This window comes from Thiocapsa rosea (assembly GCF_003634315.1).
Classification (GTDB): domain Bacteria; phylum Pseudomonadota; class Gammaproteobacteria; order Chromatiales; family Chromatiaceae; genus Thiocapsa; species Thiocapsa rosea.
This window is the reverse complement of record NZ_RBXL01000001.1, coordinates 1,407,504-1,423,598: the sequence shown is the minus strand read 5'-3', so window position 1 is coordinate 1,423,598 and position 16,095 is coordinate 1,407,504. Positions and strand designations below refer to the sequence as shown.

Below are 16,095 nucleotides of genomic sequence, written 5' to 3'. Positions count from 1 at the left end.
CGAAGCGATGAGGCTTGGAGTCGTGATCTTGGCGGCGGGGCTCGGCAAGCGGATGCGCTCCGCTCTTCCGAAGGTACTTCATCCCTTGGCCGGGAAGCCGCTGCTTGGCCATGTCATGGACACCGCCGAGTCGATCGGCGCCGCGCGCATCGTCACCGTGTACGGTCACGGCGGCGACCAGGTCCGCACCGCGTTGGCCGATACCGGATGCCTCTGGGTCGAGCAGGCCGAGCAATTGGGCACCGGACACGCCGTCATTCAGGCCATGCCCCAGGTCGCGGACATGGACCGCGTCTTGATCCTCTACGGCGACGTGCCGCTCATCACCGGCGAGACCTTGAATCGTCTGCTCCAGGTCGCGGTCGATACCGATCTCGGGATCCTGACCGCCGACGTTCCGGATCCCGCCGGTTACGGACGGATCCTGCGCGACAGCCGCGGTCAAGTCATCGGGATCGTCGAGGAAAAGGACGCGACACCCGAACAGCGCACCATCACCGAGATCAACACAGGCATTCTGGTCGCCGACCGATCGAAGCTCGACGGCTGGCTCGCCCGCATCGGTAACGACAACGTTCAGGGAGAATACTATCTCACCGACGTCACCGCGCTGGCCGCAGCCGAGGACGTGGCGGTTGCATCGACCCGGCCCGGCCGACTCGCGGAGGTCGCCGGCGTCAACGACCGAGTTCAACTCGCGGCCCTCGAGCGCGACTATCAGCTCCATGCCGCCGAAGACCTGATGCGCTCCGGCGTGACCTTGGCGGATCCGTCGCGGTTCGATCTGCGCGGCGTCCTTCAGGCCGAGCCGGATGTCGTCATCGACATCAACTGCATATTCGAGGGCGTGGTTCGGCTGTCGAGCGGCACACGTATCGGCCCCAACTGTCTTCTGAAGGACTGCAGCATCGGTCCGGACACTCACGTCCTGGCCAACTCGGTGATCGAGGGTGCCGTGGTTGGGGCCCAAGCGCGGATCGGTCCGTTCGCGCGACTGCGTCCCGATACTCGACTTGCCGACCACACCCATGTCGGAAATTTCGTAGAGATCAAAAAGACCAGCCTCGGCGCCGGCAGCAAGGCCAATCACCTGAGCTATCTCGGCGACGCCGAGATCGGCGCCGGCGTGAATGTCGGCGCGGGGACCATCACCTGTAACTACGACGGTGCCAACAAATCGCTCACCCTGATCGAAGACGGCGCCTTTATCGGATCCAATACTGCTCTGGTCGCGCCCGTGCGGGTCGGCGCCGGAGCGACCATCGGCGCCGGTTCCGTAATTGCGCGCGATACTCCGCCGGACCAGCTCACGCTGACGCGCGCCCCGCAAAGGACGATTCCGGGATGGACGCGGCCTCGGAAGCGGCCGGTCACCTGATCGGCTCGGATCGGTCTAAACCGCGCCGATTCCAACGATCATCAAGTCTGCCGGGGCCGACCCCTTCCCAAAACATTGCATACTGCGCTGGGCGTGGTTTAAGACAAACGAGGGACAAGTCATGTGCGGTATCGTCGGTGCGATCGCTCAACGTCCGGTCTCGGCCATCCTGCTGGAAGGGCTGAGGCGTCTCGAGTATCGGGGCTACGACTCCGCCGGCATCGCGGTCCTCGAGGCACCTTGCAGGCTCAATCGCGCCCGTACGCTCGGCAAGGTCGCGCGCCTGGCCGAGGCGGTCGCCGAGCGGCCGTTGCCCGGCACGCTGGGCATCGCGCACACGCGTTGGGCGACCCACGGCGAGCCTGCGACCCGCAACGCCCATCCCCATGTCTGTCGCGACCGCTGCGTGGTCGTGCACAACGGGATCATCGAGAATCACGAAGACCTGCGTCGCGAGCAAACCGCTGCGGGCCACCGTTTCACGTCCGAAACCGATACCGAGGTCGTCGTCCACGCCGTTTTCGACCAGCTCGAGGCCGGCCATCATCTGCTCGATGCCGTGCGTCTGGCGACGACACGCCTGCGCGGCGCCTATGCCCTCGGCGTCATCGATGCGCAGGATGGCGAGCATCTCGTCGCGGCACGCCAAGGGAGCCCTCTGGTCATCGGGGTCGGATTCGGCGAGCATTTCATCGCCTCCGATGTCTTTGCCCTACTGCCCGTCACCCATCGCTTTATCTTCCTCGAAGAAGGCGATATCGCCGAGCTGACCCGCGAATCGGTCCGCATCTGGGACCGCGACGGCAACCTCGTCGTGCGGCCGGTGAAGACCTCCGCCGTCTCGGCCGATGCCGCCGAGCGGGGCGAGTACCGCCACTTCATGCTCAAAGAGATCTTCGAGCAGCCGCGTGCGATCGCCGACACACTCGAAGGTCGCCTGGCCGGCAACCGCGTCCTGCCCGAGAGTTTCGGCAATCTGGCCCCCGAGATCTTCGCTCGGGTCAAGGCGGTGACCCTGGTCGCCTGCGGCACCAGCTATCATGCCGCCTTGGTCGCACGCTACTGGATCGAGGCCCTCGCCGGTCTGCCGTGCACCGTCGAGGTGGCAAGCGAGTACCGCTATCGCAAACAGGTGGTACCGTCCGACGCCCTGTTCGTCACCCTCTCCCAATCCGGCGAGACGGCCGATACCCTGGCGGCGCTGCGTCTGGCAAAGTCCTCGGGCTACGCGGCGACGCTCGCCATCTGCAATGTTCCCGAAAGCTCCTTGGTACGCGAGTCGGACCTGGTGCTGCTCACCCATGCCGGCCCCGAGATCGGTGTGGCCTCAACCAAGGCGTTTACCACCCAACTGGTGTCCTTGTTGCTGATGACCGTGGCGCTCGGCCATGAAAACGCCCTGAGCGACACCGCCGAGGCCCATGTGGTCGCGCTGCTGCGGGCGCTCCCTGGCAAGGTCGAGGCCGTGCTGGATCTCGACGACCGTATCGCCGCCCTTGCCGAGGTCTTCGTCGACAAGCAGCACACGCTCTTTCTCGGGCGCGGCGAGCAATACCCGATCGCCATGGAAGGCGCGCTCAAGCTCAAGGAGATCTCCTACATCCACGCCGAGGCGTACCCGGCGGGCGAGCTCAAGCACGGCCCCCTCGCACTGATCGACGAGCAAATGCCCGTGGTCGCCGTCGCGCCCAACAATGCCCTGCTCGAAAAGCTCAAATCCAATCTCGAAGAGGTCCGCGCACGCGGCGGCCAGCTCTACGTCTTCGCCGACCTGCATGTCCCCATGGTCGAAGAGGAAGGCGTCACCGTCATCCGCCTCCCCGAGACCGACGATCTGATCGACCCCATTATCTTCACGATCCCCTTGCAGCTCCTTGCCTATCACGTCGCCGTGCTCAAGGGGACCGATGTGGATCAGCCCCGGAATTTGGCCAAATCGGTGACGGTGGAATAAGTCGTCCAGGAAACGGCATTTGTGTTTCCTGACCGTGAAGGCGGTCCGCTTGGCTTCGGATCTGATGCCAGGTGCGATAATTGAACTGAATCGTTCGGGCGCGGCCTCGGATGTCGACGCGAAGGCCCGCTCAAGCTCCTGCGCATCGCTCATGATCCGGAAACGCCGCTGGGCGTCCGGATGCGCGAAGGGGTCTGCATCGGGCGTCGCGACGGGGCGGGAGAGGGGCGGCTGCTCGCCGGTTAGGCGATTTCCGAGAATGGGCATCCCGTCTGCGCATGCCGGGAAGACCTGTAGGGACGGTAGGGGTGAATGCATTCGCCTCTGCACGCCGGTAGATCCTTTCCCGGAAATCACCTTATGCCAATTCATACTCGCTCGGATCATTGAATTCACGCTTCTTGCCATGAAACGATTCGTAGAGCGCCCGGTGCCTTGAGAGCCCATATTCGTCCGTACGGCTCTCGTAGGAGTTAACCCATTGGAGCAGGTTTTCTAGATTTTCGTCTTGTTCTTGGCGTGAGCTAAACTTTTCCGGCTCCCACGGTCTTGAGCGGCAGTGTGCAATGCACGCATCTACCCCGGGGTTGAGGAAGATAAGTTCATCACAGCGCTCCAATACGGGCTCAATAATGTCGGCGTAACAGCCTTCGATGATCCAGCTTTCGTTGCATGCAATCCAGTGTTTCACATCCTCAATGCTGTCTTGAAGAGGGCGTCTTTCCGTACCACCTTGAAAAGCCACCTCATCCAGCGACAGCCGGGCGGCGGGATGCTTGGCCATCAGTTTTCTGGACAGGGTGCTTTTACCCGCTCCAGCGTTTCCAAGAAGGATAACTTTCATGGTGCTCTAATCTCTTCGGTATAACGACAGAACCCACCGGCGGCAACGAAGCGTAGCGGAGTTGCAGTCCGAGTGCAGCATCTTGTTAAGCGGTATATTGTTATCACTGCGTAGACATCGAAACCAGTTCTTAGTCAATTGCATGGTCTTGATCATCGTTTCGGCCCCATCGGCAGTGTCCAGGTCGCCGACCGCGACCGCCCGGGTACGCCGGATTCATCCGGCTCCCGGGGACGGGCGGCTTCAGTCGCCCGAGCGCGCTCGCGCTGCGGACTGAAGTCCGCCTCCCCGGGTGCCGACTGAAGTCGGCGGGCCCCGGCGCGCTGTCGCGATCGATCCGTTCGAGCGGATTCCTGACCAGGCTGCTTAGATTTCCGGAAGCCTCGACGCTTGGATTTCGGACTTTCTGACTCTCGACGACGACCCGATATCCTCGACCCGCGGCATCGGTTTCGGACCTGCCCTATACTTGCCTTCAGGTCGACCCCGCCGGCGTTTGAGGCTCAGCTGCCGTCATCGTGCCGAGTCCACGGCATCTCGGGGGTCGATGTCGGCAAAGGATGCCTCCGATGCCGCAACGGTGCGGCTGAACATTCGAGACCTGCATCCATGGCCGACACCTCCACCACCTCCTCAGCTCCTCCGCTCGAGACGCCCGACGTCGTCGCGGGCCTGACACCGACGGATGCGGCCGCACTGCTGAGCGGGTGTCGCGACCGCCTTGCGCACGGTCTGGCGACCGTGTTCGCGCAGCATCTCGGCGGGGCGAGCGAGGATTTTCTCGGCATGGCCGACCGCGCGACCAGCCTGGAGCAACAGCAGCTCTATTTCTCGGCGATGGACTTCCTCGACAACCGAGGGCAACAGCTCCTGCAGCAGTTCCGCAGTACCTACGTCGCCTGCTTCGACGCGAGCGTCGCGGCCTTGCAGTCGAAAGAGGCCGCGACGGTGATGCACGAGACCGACGAGCTGCGTCTCGTGGATACCGACGACTTCGAGCGTGATCTGGCCATCGGCAAACTCTCGGCCCGCGCGGCATGTAACTGCTCGCAGCAGCTCACGGCGCTCGACCGCCGTCTCGCCGCACTCCTGCGCGTGCCGCGGATCAGCCAGGACGACAATCCGCTGTATCCGCGCACCGTCTTCAGCGCCATGCTCCAGGCCCTGAACGACCTGGATGTGCGCGAGCAGCTCGCCTTGATCCTTCTGCACGAGTTCGAGCGTCAGACCTCCGTCGAGCTTCCCGGCGTCTACGCGGATCTGAATCGTTTTCTCGTTCAGTCCGGCGTGCTTCCGACCATCCCGCTTGCAGGCCCCCTGTCGGCTCCGCGCAGCGAGACCCCCGACCAGCCCGGCGGCAGTATCGGCGGGATGTCGGGGTGGGCCGGTTTCGAGCCTTCCGAGGATCCGGGATTGACCGAGCAGGAAGAGCAGAGCCTTGTCGAGCCGGGTGCCCGGGTCCACACGCGGGTGGATTTCGAGCGCCTTCCGCGCCTGGCGAACGACGACGTCTTCGGCCAGTTGGCCCGCGCGATCCAGACCGCGAGTCGCGGCCGACTCTCCCGGACGACCGCTGCGCCCGGTGCGCCCGGCGCGCCCGGCGCGTCCAAGGGCGGCGCCGCACCGGGCGGTCCGGAGACACCCGCGCTTGGCCTCGCCCAGCTGATCGAGGCGTTGAACGCGCTCCAGCGAGGGTTCACGGATGTTCGGCAGATTCCGGGCCTGAGATCCTCGAACATCGATCCGCGGCGTGGGAATGTGCTTCAACAGATTCGCGCCGCTCCCATGATGATGTGGTCGCGGCCGCTCGATGCCATGACCATCGACATCGTCGCACGGCTCTTCGATGCCATCTTCAACGACCCCGAGCTCTCGGCGACCGTGCGCGCGGAGTTGGCCAAGTTGCAGATTCCGGTGCTTAAGGTCGCGTTGGTCGACAAGTCCTTCTTTTCCGATCGCAGGCACCCGGCCCGTCGGTTGCTCGACGTGGTCGCGAGCTCCGGAATCGGGCGCAACGAGAAGGACGAGCCCCGCCTGGTCGATAAGGTCCGGGAGATCGTCGATGCCGTCGTCGAGGGGTTCGACGAGGACCTGAACGTCTTCGCGGTTCAGACCTACAGGCTCGAAGAGTTCCTGCGCGAGGAAGAAGAGCACGCGCAAAGCAAGTCGCAGCGTGTCTTCGATCAGCTTGAGCAGCGCGATCGCCAGGAGATTGCGGCCACGCGAGTGGGCGAGGAATTGGCGACCCGGACCGCCGACGTTGCGCTTCCCGTGCTGGTTGCGTCGTTTTTCGATCGGTTTTGGCGTCGGGTGCTGATCGATGTCTTTATCCGCTTCGGCGATGCGGCCGAGCCGTGGCGCGAAGCACTGGCGACGATGGACGACCTGATCTGGAGCGTTAAGCCCAAAGACACGGCCCAGGAGCGCAATCGTCTCCTCACGGCGCTCCCGGATCTCCTCAAGCGGTTGCGCCGTGGCCTGGAAACGGTCCATCTCGAGGAGGCATGGGATCCCTTCTTCGACCGCCTGATCCGGCTTCACATGGGCGCCCTGCACAAGGAGCCGCCGCCGGGGAAACCGTTGGACCAGGATGCCTTCGCGACCTCCGCATCCGAGTTGCTGCAGACCTCCGGAGCGGCAAACGCACCGTCCTTCGCCGCGGAAATGGCGCGCGGCGAGGACGCGACGCCGGCGTCCGAGGAGACCGCACCGCCGGATCAATATCTGCTGCTCGCCCGATCGCTCGAGGTCGGCGATTGGGTGGAGTTCCAGAGTTTCCGGGGGACGCGCAAGACCTTGCGGCTCGGCTGGGTCAGCAAGTATCGCGGGGTCTATCTCTTCACCAACCGTCAGGGGGACAACGCCTTGACCCTGGCCACGACCAGCCTCGCAGGCCATCTGCGCAAGGGGACGGCGCGCGTCTTGAGCCAGGATCCCCTGACCGATCGCGCGGTGGCCCAAGTGCTTGAGCAGGTCATGCCCGAGACGACGGGTGATTCCGGCTGACAGGCGCTCCCTCTGCCGGTTTTGCGAAGCCACGCCGATCCGCCTCGTCCGATCGTGCGGACCGAATGTCTCATTCCTCGGCGTCGGGCATGTTCGACAGAGCCCTGGCCAGATGCGGGATCTCGGCCTTGAGCGTCTGTCGCGCCCGAAAGCCCAGGTCGCGCTCGATCTTCGCCGAGGAGAACCAGGCATCACCCGTGAGCTTGCCGAGCCCGTCCAGGGTCAGCGGCATGCGCCGTCGGGTCAGGCGTTCGCCGAGCGTACCGATGCCGGCCGCGAGACGCAGAACCGGGAGCGGGGTGGTCCAGCGCGGCACGGGCCGGCCGAGTGCGATGAGGCTCTGCTCGTAGAGCCAGCGGGTGGAATAGTCTCGGCCGTCGGTGACCAGGTAGACCTCGCCGGCCGTCTCGGGCCGGCCGGCGACCAGGATTGCGGCGGCGACGGCATCCTCGACATGGATCGCTGCGCGGTGATTCTCGATGCGAGGCCAAGGCGGGAAGCGCCCCGCCGCGACCGCCTTGACCATGCGCGCGATGTTTCCGTTGTCCCCGAGGCCGTAGACCATGGGAAGCCGCAGAACCACGGTGTGTCGGCCGGTCGCGCGTCCAAGTTCCAGGACACTGCGCTCGGCTGCGAGCTTTGCGCGACCGTAGAGACTGTCCGGCGCCGGGGCAACCGACTCGTCGGCGGGTCGGCCGAGCGCACCGGCCCGGTCTCCCATCGCCTTGATGCTGCTTAGATAGACGACACGCCGAATCCCGGACGGCTCGACGCGGGCCATCAGAGTGGCGGTGCCCTCGGCGGTCACCGGCCAGTGGGAGGCTGCCTCGTAGATGTCCGGCTCGTCCGGACGCGGCGAGTAGCTCGCCAAGTGGAATAGGGTGTCGATGCCGTCGCAGACCGATCCGAGGCTCGACGGGTCGGTCAGGTCGGCGGCACGGATCTCGGGACCCGGCGCCGGTCCTTGCTCTGGCCAGAGTGTCTGCGCCGCATCAGAGGATCGCGTGACGATCGCCACGCGGTGGCCGGTCCGCAGCAGCTCCGCGACCAGCCGTCGGCCCACCTTGCCGGTCGCTCCGGTGACGAGGATCGATCCGAGCCGCGCGCTTGCGTCTTGGTCCATGATCAGCCCCTCTTCCCCGATCTCGGGCGATGGAACAGTCGGCTCAGGGTGTCGATGAAGACCCGGCTCCAGAAATGGACCCGGATGCCGAAGATAACCAACCCATTGAAGAACATTGGATATTCCCGAGCCTGGAACTTGCGGTAAAAGCGCTCCATCCCCCGATGCTTGTGCCGCTCGACCTCGATCGGGTGGCGTCGGCTGCAGGCACCTTTGTGATGGATCACGCTGACATCCGGGACGAGCGCGATCGTCCAACCGGCCTGTCGAAAACGCACGAACCAGTCGAGATCCTCGCAGTGCAGGAAATAGCCCTCGTCGAGCGGCCCGACCGCGTCGAGCGCCCGCCGGCTCACCAGCATGAAGGATCCGGAGATCGCCTCGACCGCGACCGGCTCGGCGGGCAACGGCTCATGATGAAGGTTCAGACGGCGCCCGCCCCGATCGGGCAGGAGCCGATCGAGCCGCAGGATGCGTTTGAGCGCGATCCAGGGGTCGGGAATCGTGCGGCGGCTCGCCACCTGCTCGCTCCCGTCCGGGTTGCGCACGATGCAGCCGGCCATACCGACGTCCGGGCGGCTCTCCATGAAGGCGAGCATCCGCCCCAGTGTGTCGGGTCCGACCAGGCAGTCCGGATTCAGAAACAGCAGGCGATCGGCCCGGACCAGCGGCAAGGCGCGATTGTTGGCCGCGGCGAAGCCCAGATTAGACCGGTTTTCGAGGATGCGCAGGCGCGGATCCGTGCCGAACATCGCGCGCAGATGCTCAAGGCTCCCGTCGTCCGACCCGTTGTCGCTGACGATGACCTCGACCGGCACATCCGCTCCGAGGACCGCCCCGACACACTGGGTCAGCAGATCGCCCGCGTTGTAGTTGACGACGATCACGCCGATGGCGGGGACCGATGCGGCCGTGCTCACGTGCCGTCCTCCAGATCGAGCGCTTCGCGCAGCGCCTGCTCGGCGGCGGCGAAGCCGAAATGGGTCTCCATCACCCGGATGCCTCCGTCGGAGAGACGCTGCCAGAGCAGTGGATCCCGATCGAGCCGCGCGATCGCCTCGGCGAAGGCGGGCGCGTCGTCCGCGATCAACACCGATTCGCCGTCGACCAGATGCATGCCCTCCGCGGCGACGCGGGTCGCAACGACGGGCAGCCCGTGGGCCAGACTCTGGTTGATCTTGCCCTTCACCCCGGCGCCGTAGCGTAAGGGTGCGACCGAGGCACGGCACGCGGCGAAGAAAGGCTCGACATCGGGGACGTGTCCAAGGATCTCGATGTCCGACCCGGCGCAGGCGAGGACCTCGCGCGGCGGATCCGCACCGATGATGCTGAGCCGGCTGTCCGGGACGCGCACGCGCAGCAAGGGCATGATCTCGCGACAGAGAAAGAGGACGGCGTCGGTGTTCGGCGGGTGTGCGAAGGCGCCGATGAAGAGGATCCCGCTCCGCGCATCGTACGGCTTAGCCGAGCCGAAGACCCGGTGGATGTTGGAGACGACATGGACCCGGACATCCGGCGCCTCAACGGCCAGGATGTCACGCTCGGCCTCGCTGACCACGAAGGTCAGATCGGCCCGACGCATCAGGTCTAGCTCCTGCGCCTTGCGCCGCTCGGCGACACGCAGGGTCGCGCGATCGCCTTGCAGCTGCGCGAGTCGGTGCTCGCGCAGGAAGTGCAGATCGACCGTATCGAAGACGATCCGTGCCCTGGGGCAGTGGGTCCGGGCCGCGTCGAGCGTGGCCGCCGCAGCATCGGCACGGCTTAGGATCACCAGGTCGTAGTCGGTCCCGTGACGGGCCAGATGGTCGCGGATCCGGCGCACGTAGGGCCGGTAGAGCACCTCCACACCGATGCGCTGCAGGTCGGCGACATAAGGCTCGGGTGCCTCCAGATTCGCCGCCGCGAAGGTCACCTTGAAGCCGAGCCCTTGCAGGATGCGGAACAGGTTGATCATCCGCACCGAGCCGGACTCGCGATCCGGCGTGACCATGTAGTTGTCGACCACCAGGACCCGGCGTCGTACGGCGCGCTCCTTCGCCCGCTCCAGATCCTCGCCGCGCTCGCCGAAGCCGGCCAAGACCTCGGCCCAACGCGTGCGGAAGGTCTCGGCATTGATCCGCTGATATCGCTTCAAACCCGTCTGGGTCTGCTCGTCGCGCCCCGCGCTGATCCCCTCGAAGTGCACGACGCGCGACAGCGGCTGGTAGTAGACCGTGCGCCCGGCTGCGCGTACCCGGAAGGCCAGATCGGCATCCTCGTAATAGGCGGGCGCGAAGGCGCTGTCGAATCCGCCGAGACGCCTGAAGAGCGCGGTCTCGATGGCGAGTGCGGCGCCCGAGCAATAGTCGACGGCGCGGCGATAGCTGTATTGGGGCTTGTCCGGGGCGTCCAGGTGGCCGTAGTTCCAGGCCGTGCCGTCCGCAAAGAGGATGGCCCCGGCCTCCTGCTGGCGGCCGTCCGGATAGAGGAGGCGGCTGCCGACGATCCCGGCATCCGGTGCGTCCTCGAAGGTGTCGATCAGCGCATCCAGCCAGCCGGGTTGGACCTGGGTGTCGTTGTTCAGAAAGACCAGATAGGCACCCTGCGCGGCCTCGGCCCCGCGATTGCAGGATCCGACGAACCCGAGGTTCTCGGGGTTGCGGATTAGGCGCAAACCGGGGTAGCGCACGAGTCGCTCGCCGGTCCCGTCGCTTGAGCAGTCGTCGACCAGGATCACCTCGAAGGCCCGCTGGGCGCCGACGTGGGCCAGCGCGGCGAGACAGTGATGTGTGTAGCCGAACTGGTTGTGGACCGGGATCACCACCGAGACCAGCGGCGCCGCGCCCGGCGTCAGGTCGACCGGGTCGAAGGGCTCGGAGAGCGCGAGCAGACGCGGCGGGTCGGCCACACGCAGCGGCGTGGTGCCTAGACGGCGCTTGAGCTTGCGCAGCAGGACGGCGACGCCCTCCGTGCGCAGGACATGGAGGGCGCGGGGGAAATAACGGAGGATGATGTCCAGGGCGTGCGTTCCGGCAGTCGATCCGACGGCCGTCATCCTACCATCTACCAGGAGACGGCGGCCTCCGAGATCCCCTTGAGCATGTCCGCGACCTTGGCCATCGCCGGGCTGGATTCGACCTGATCGGCGGGGATCTCGCGGTGGGCGACATAGGTCGTCCCCGTCTCCTCGGGCAGGGTGTAGACGGCGATGATGAAGGGACAGTTCACCACATGGACCGGGTTCTCGGTGCTCATCTCGCGCGAGAGCACGGCACTGCAGAACTCGATGGACTCGGCTTGCGCGTAGAGCGGCGTATCCGTGCCGAGATCCTTGCCGGTGCGTTCGAGCATCTCGCCCATGTTCATCACGTTGTTGATGTACATGCCGCGCTCTTGGATCGCCATCTTGAGCCCGTCGAGCACGTCTGCGAATTCGGAGTCGCTGGTGTAGACGGCGTAGCCGCTGCCGAAGGCGGCTTGGGACAGGAGTCCGCCGGCCAACAGCAGTCCGGCGAGGCCGCGCTTGAGTGTGATCATGCGTCTGAATCCCTCTTGATGGGCCGTCTCGCAACGCCGATCACGGATCGACACCGCGCCCCGTGCGAGCGGCAAAACCCCGCCGGATGGCGGGGTGCTGACCGACAAGGCGTCGCCTCGCCGAGGCGTCAGTATTGGTTCATCGGGCGGAAGGCCGGTGCGGACGGCCAATCACCGGCAGGCGGTGCCGGCGGTGGAGCGGACCGCTGCTGCTGTTGTGCCGCCTCGAGCTCCTCGACCCGCCGCTTGAGCGCTTGAACCTCGGCGCTGTCCACGGGTGCCGCACTCGCGGCAGGCGCCTGGGCCGCAGGAGCAGGCGCGATTCCGGGGACTGCAGCAGGTGCGACCGGGTAGCCGGGTGCGGCATAGCCCGGGGCAGGTGCAACGAAACCGGGGGCCGCATATCCGGGTGCACCGTAACCGGGTGCGTAACCGCCGTAGGGGTAACCGAAGCCCGGACCACCGTAAGGACCGCCGTAATAGCCATCGTCGTAGTCGTTGTAGCGGTCGCCGCCCATCCAGCGGCTCGGATTCATCATGTTGCCGAAGTTGAAGGCTTGGCTGACGGGGGCATAGACGGTCAGCGCAGCCAGTGCGGCGAGTGAAACGGCGGACAGGGTCCTGATCGGTTTGATCGGCATCGGGCGTTCCTCCTGGGTTGGTGTGATTTCTCTCGTGTCGCGCATCCGGAAATCTTCGCGGGTCGCCGTCTATCGACGGCGACCCGGCCACTAATTACACCCTACGGCAAGGCGTCGCAAGAGGCTCAATCCTGCTCATGGGCGTGCGTGTGGTGGTGATGAGCGTGGTCATGCGCATGGCCGTGCTCATGGTCGTGATGATGGGTGTGGCCATGGCCATGATGATCGTGTGTGTGTCCGTCCGCCGCATGACCATGCAGCCGAGCCCCGTCCGGTTGAACCGAGGGGCGAATGGTGCGCCCCAGTTCAAGGCGCGAGCGCTGGGCCGCGAGTTCGTCGCTCAGCCAATTCAGCCAGGGCTCGATGTCGCCCTCGCCGCGCGTGGAGACCGACTCGAACGGCACCACGCTGGCAAGCTGGCGCAGATGGTGCTCGGCACGTTCGACCGAGAACTCGGGCAGGACGGTGAGCAGATCCGATTTGGTGCAGAGCACCAGGTCCGCCGCGCGGAACATGACCGGGTATTTCGCCGGCTTGTCGTCGCCCTCCGGTACGGACAGGAGCGTGACGTTACGGTGCTGCCCGAGATCGAAGCTGGCCGGACAGACCAGGTTGCCGACGTTCTCGATAAAGAGGATGTCGACCTCGTTGAGATCCAACCGATGCAGGGCGTCGTGCACCATGTGGGCGTCCAGATGGCACGCCGTGCCGGTGGAGATCTGCACGGCCGGGACACCCTTGGCGCGGATACGCTCGGCGTCGTTCTCGGTCTCGAGATCGCCCTCGATGACGGCGATGCGCACCTGACCCGCAAAGGCGTCGATGGTCCGTTCCAGCAGGCTCGTCTTGCCGGCACCGGGCGAGGACATGATGTTCAACGCCAGCACCTGGTGACGATCGAAATGCTCCCGATTGTGGGCCGCCTCGTGATCGTTCTCCGAGAGCAGGGCTTGGAGCACGGTCACCGCCGCACGGCCGTCGGCGGTTTTGGAGTGCTTGCCGTCCGCCCGAACCAGATGCTCGTTGCCGGGGGTGATGTTGCAGCCGCAGGTATCGCACATGAGTGATGGCTCCATAGACGCCGCCCCGCCTTGCTGTCCAGGTGGGGCCGGGGCATTCGGATCTCGACATCGCGCGAGGTCGACTCCGGATTCGTCGCGCATCGCCGCTCCGGGCGAGCGCATCATCCCGAGTGTACGCTTCTAAAACGCGTCAGGCATTCTATGCGCGCTGATCGCTCGGGGCTTGCCTCGATAGCCACTCACAACCTCGGAGAGTGACGCGTTTTAGAAAATTTTTCGTTTCGTGTCCTAAACCGCGTCGCGCCGGCGTTTCGGATTCATGCGAGGTCGCGATCAACGCCAAACGAGGCCGAAGAGTTTAAAACGCGGTTTAGTCCGGAATGGTCAGCTCCAGGTTCGCCAACAACAACTCATCCCCGCTCACCAGGCGCGTCTTATAGCTGCCGCAGTCTCCGCACAACAGCCGGTTCGGGGTCGCCTCCGTCTCCGCACCGCAATCGCTGCAGGCCACCCGAACCTGGGCCGTCTCGATCACCAGCTCGGCGTTCTCCGCGACGGTCCCTGCCGCGGCCAGCGGAAAGGCGTGACGGAGCAAAGATCCCTCGACACCCGAGAGCGGCCCGACCCGCAGCAGGATCCGCTCGACCGCGCTGGCCCCGTGCTCGACGGCGATCCGCTCGACCTGATCGAGCAGCGCCTGACAGATGGAAAGCTCGTGCATGGCTCAGCTGCCCAGATAGGTGTAGCCGTAGAGCCCGGCCTTGAGCTCGACGAAGAATTGCTCGCGGGTCGGCCGGTCCAGACCGGCGGCGTCCAGCTTGCGTCGATAGTGCGCGAGCAGGGTCCGCGGCTCGAAGTGCACATAGCTCAACAGCTCGTCGGTGGAGTCGCCGCGCTCGGCATCGAGCAGACGGTAGCCGCCCGGCGCGCTCGCATCCAGCTCGACATTCACGGCATCCGTGTCGCCGAAGAGGTTGTGGATGTCGCCGAGGATCTCCTGATAGGCGCCGACCATGAAGAATCCGATGAGATAGGGTGCCCCCGACCCGGCGCCGGCATGCACCGGCAGGCTCGCCTCCACGCCGCCCTCGTCGACATAGTGGTCGATACAGCCGTCGGAGTCGCAGGTCAGATCATGCACCATCGCCCGTGCCAGCGGCAGCTCGTCGAGACGCTGGATCGGCACGATGGGAAAGATCTGATCGAGTGCCCAGACGTCCGGCATCGACTGGAACAAGGAGAAGTTGCAGAAGAGCTTGTCGGCCAGAAGGGCGTTGACCTCGTCGGCCAGCTCGCGATGGCGGCGGATCGCCGGGTCCAGCCGTCCGGCCAGTCGCCGACAGATGGCGAAGAAGAGCTCCTCCGCGCGGGCCCGTCCGGTCAGGTCGAGTCGATCCGCCGCAAAGCGCTCGCGCGCGGTCGCCATCAGCTCGCGTGCCTCCGAATAGACCTCCTGCGGCGGTGCCTCGTCCGCGGCGCGAAGCTGTCCGGCCAGCGCATCGAGCAGCGGATCCCCTTCGTCGGACGTGGGCTGAACGCCTTGGCCGCCGGCCTCCTCGCGATCGATCACGTTGGTGATCAAGACGGCATGATGCGCGGTGAGCGCCCGGCCTGATTCACTCAGCAGATCCGGCTCGGGCAGGCCGCGTCGGCGACACTCGGCCGCGACACTCTCGACGATCGCGCTCGCGTAACCCGCGAAGCTGTAGTTGACCGAGCAGTAGTTGCGCGTGCGGGTTCCCTCGTAGTCGACACCCAATCCGCCGCCGACATCCAGGATGGTGATCGGCGCACCCAGGCGGCGCAGCTCGGCGTAGAAACGCACCAGCTCGGCAACACCGGAGCGAATGTCCTGAAGATTCGGGATCTGAGAGCCCAAGTGCGCATGCAGCAGATTCAGCCAGTGCAGCCGTCCGGCAGACTCCAGCGTGCGGACCAGATCCAGGATCTGATTGGCCGAGAGCCCGAACTTGGCCTTCTCTCCGCCGCTGCTCTGCCAGTTCCCCGCCGCCGCGGCGGCGAGCCGCGCCCGCACGCCGAGCAGGGGCTCCACGCCGAGCCGCTCGGCCTCCTCGAGGATGAGCCCCACCTCGGATGGCTTCTCGATCACGATCTGCACCCGCAGACCCAAGCGTCTCCCGATCAGGGCGAGCCGGATATACTCGCGGTCTTTGTAGCCGTTGCAGACCACCAGACCCTCGGGCGGCGAGAGTGCCAGCACCGCCATCAGCTCGGGCTTGCTGCCGGCCTCCAGACCCGCATGACCGGAGCGCAGGATCTCGCGCACCACGCCGGCCTGCTGGTTGACCTTGATCGGATAGACGGGTTGATAGCGACCGCTGTAACTGCTCGCCGCGCTCGCATCCACGAAGGCCTGGTGAAGCGACGCGACGCGATGGCGCAGGATATCGTTGAAGCGCACCAGCACCGGCAGCGACAGGCCCTCGGCGTCGAGCTGCTCGGCCAAGAGGGCTAGATCCACCTCGGTTGCGCCGTTCAGGTTCGGTCGCGCATAGAGATGACCTGCGGGATTGATCCCGAAATAGCCCTCGCCCCAACGGTCGATGGCATAGATCTGATTACAGCGCTTCACACCTTGGTCCATGACGAC

General features: G+C 65.6%; 12 protein-coding genes. 3 read left to right on the top strand and 9 right to left on the bottom strand.

Going from position 1 to position 16,095, the window contains the following annotated elements; all coding sequences use genetic code 11:
• Window positions 1-7: 7 nt before the first annotated feature.
• Window positions 8-1,378, top strand: a complete 1,371-nt coding sequence (gene glmU / locus BDD21_RS06530; protein ID WP_120796466.1) for a bifunctional UDP-N-acetylglucosamine diphosphorylase/glucosamine-1-phosphate N-acetyltransferase GlmU — start codon at window positions 8-10, stop codon at window positions 1,376-1,378.
• Window positions 1,379-1,499: 121 nt separating this feature from the next.
• Window positions 1,500-3,332: a glutamine--fructose-6-phosphate transaminase (isomerizing) gene (gene glmS, locus BDD21_RS06525; RefSeq protein WP_120796465.1), complete on the top strand. Its 1,833-nt coding sequence runs from the start codon at window positions 1,500-1,502 to the stop codon at window positions 3,330-3,332.
• Window positions 3,333-3,690: 358 nt separating this feature from the next.
• Here the strand turns inward: glmS and BDD21_RS06520 are convergent, their stop codons facing one another.
• Window positions 3,691-4,176: an AAA family ATPase gene (locus tag BDD21_RS06520; RefSeq protein ID WP_120796464.1), complete on the bottom strand. Its 486-nt coding sequence runs from the start codon at window positions 4,174-4,176 to the stop codon at window positions 3,691-3,693.
• A 609-nt stretch (window positions 4,177-4,785) separates the two neighbouring features.
• On the opposite strand from BDD21_RS06520, the gene BDD21_RS06515 reads away from it, so the two are divergent.
• The gene (locus BDD21_RS06515) at window positions 4,786-7,182 is read left to right on the top strand and encodes a DUF1631 domain-containing protein (RefSeq protein ID WP_120796463.1); all 2,397 of its coding nucleotides are present in this window, start codon (window positions 4,786-4,788) and stop codon (window positions 7,180-7,182) included.
• Between the two features lie 70 nt (window positions 7,183-7,252).
• On the opposite strand, the gene BDD21_RS06510 is transcribed toward BDD21_RS06515, so the two are convergent.
• The 8 genes from BDD21_RS06510 to speA form a co-directional block, all read right to left on the bottom strand.
• Window positions 7,253-8,305, bottom strand: a complete 1,053-nt coding sequence (locus tag BDD21_RS06510) for an NAD-dependent epimerase/dehydratase family protein (protein ID WP_120796462.1) — start codon at window positions 8,303-8,305, stop codon at window positions 7,253-7,255.
• Window positions 8,306-8,307: 2 nt separating this feature from the next.
• Entirely contained in the window at window positions 8,308-9,225 is a 918-nt protein-coding gene (locus tag BDD21_RS06505; protein ID WP_120796461.1) for a glycosyltransferase family 2 protein, read from the bottom strand.
• Entirely contained in the window at window positions 9,222-11,339 is a 2,118-nt protein-coding gene (locus BDD21_RS06500) for a glycosyltransferase (RefSeq protein ID WP_120796460.1), read from the bottom strand. The genes BDD21_RS06505 and BDD21_RS06500 overlap by 4 nt, the downstream gene beginning before the upstream one ends.
• An 8-nt stretch (window positions 11,340-11,347) precedes the next feature.
• Complete coding sequence (locus BDD21_RS06495) at window positions 11,348-11,821, bottom strand: DUF302 domain-containing protein (protein ID WP_120799784.1); 474 nt, start codon at window positions 11,819-11,821, stop codon at window positions 11,348-11,350.
• Between the two features lie 128 nt (window positions 11,822-11,949).
• Entirely contained in the window at window positions 11,950-12,462 is a 513-nt protein-coding gene (locus BDD21_RS06490) for a hypothetical protein (protein ID WP_120796459.1), read from the bottom strand.
• Between the two features lie 125 nt (window positions 12,463-12,587).
• Window positions 12,588-13,523 carry a hydrogenase nickel incorporation protein HypB gene (hypB, locus tag BDD21_RS06485; protein WP_120796458.1) on the bottom strand — a complete coding sequence of 312 codons (936 nt, stop codon included), beginning with the start codon at window positions 13,521-13,523 and terminating at the stop codon, window positions 12,588-12,590.
• Window positions 13,524-13,854: 331 nt separating this feature from the next.
• On the bottom strand, window positions 13,855-14,205 hold the full coding sequence (hypA, locus tag BDD21_RS06480) for a hydrogenase maturation nickel metallochaperone HypA (RefSeq protein ID WP_120796457.1): 351 nt from the start codon (window positions 14,203-14,205) through the stop codon (window positions 13,855-13,857).
• 3 nt (window positions 14,206-14,208) lie between these two features.
• Entirely contained in the window at window positions 14,209-16,089 is a 1,881-nt protein-coding gene (speA, locus tag BDD21_RS06475) for a biosynthetic arginine decarboxylase (protein ID WP_120796456.1), read from the bottom strand.
• Window positions 16,090-16,095: the final 6 nt, after the last annotated feature.

What these genes read in the sequence shown, in the direction of transcription:
- BDD21_RS06510 (WP_120796462.1), bottom strand. Translation starts at nt 8,305, where the DNA reads ATGGACCAAGACGCAAGCGCGCGGCTCGGATCGATCCTCGTCACCGGA.
- BDD21_RS06520 (WP_120796464.1), bottom strand. Translation starts at nt 4,176, where the DNA reads ATGAAAGTTATCCTTCTTGGAAACGCTGGAGCGGGTAAAAGCACCCTG.
- BDD21_RS06515 (WP_120796463.1), top strand. Translation starts at nt 4,786, where the DNA reads ATGGCCGACACCTCCACCACCTCCTCAGCTCCTCCGCTCGAGACGCCC.
- speA (WP_120796456.1), bottom strand. Translation starts at nt 16,089, where the DNA reads ATGGACCAAGGTGTGAAGCGCTGTAATCAGATCTATGCCATCGACCGT.
- BDD21_RS06495 (WP_120799784.1), bottom strand. Translation starts at nt 11,821, where the DNA reads ATGATCACACTCAAGCGCGGCCTCGCCGGACTGCTGTTGGCCGGCGGA.
- hypA (WP_120796457.1), bottom strand. Translation starts at nt 14,205, where the DNA reads ATGCACGAGCTTTCCATCTGTCAGGCGCTGCTCGATCAGGTCGAGCGG.
- BDD21_RS06490 (WP_120796459.1), bottom strand. Translation starts at nt 12,462, where the DNA reads ATGCCGATCAAACCGATCAGGACCCTGTCCGCCGTTTCACTCGCCGCA.
- glmS (WP_120796465.1), top strand. Translation starts at nt 1,500, where the DNA reads ATGTGCGGTATCGTCGGTGCGATCGCTCAACGTCCGGTCTCGGCCATC.
- BDD21_RS06500 (WP_120796460.1), bottom strand. Translation starts at nt 11,339, where the DNA reads ATGACGGCCGTCGGATCGACTGCCGGAACGCACGCCCTGGACATCATC.
- hypB (WP_120796458.1), bottom strand. Translation starts at nt 13,523, where the DNA reads ATGTGCGATACCTGCGGCTGCAACATCACCCCCGGCAACGAGCATCTG.
- glmU (WP_120796466.1), top strand. Translation starts at nt 8, where the DNA reads ATGAGGCTTGGAGTCGTGATCTTGGCGGCGGGGCTCGGCAAGCGGATG.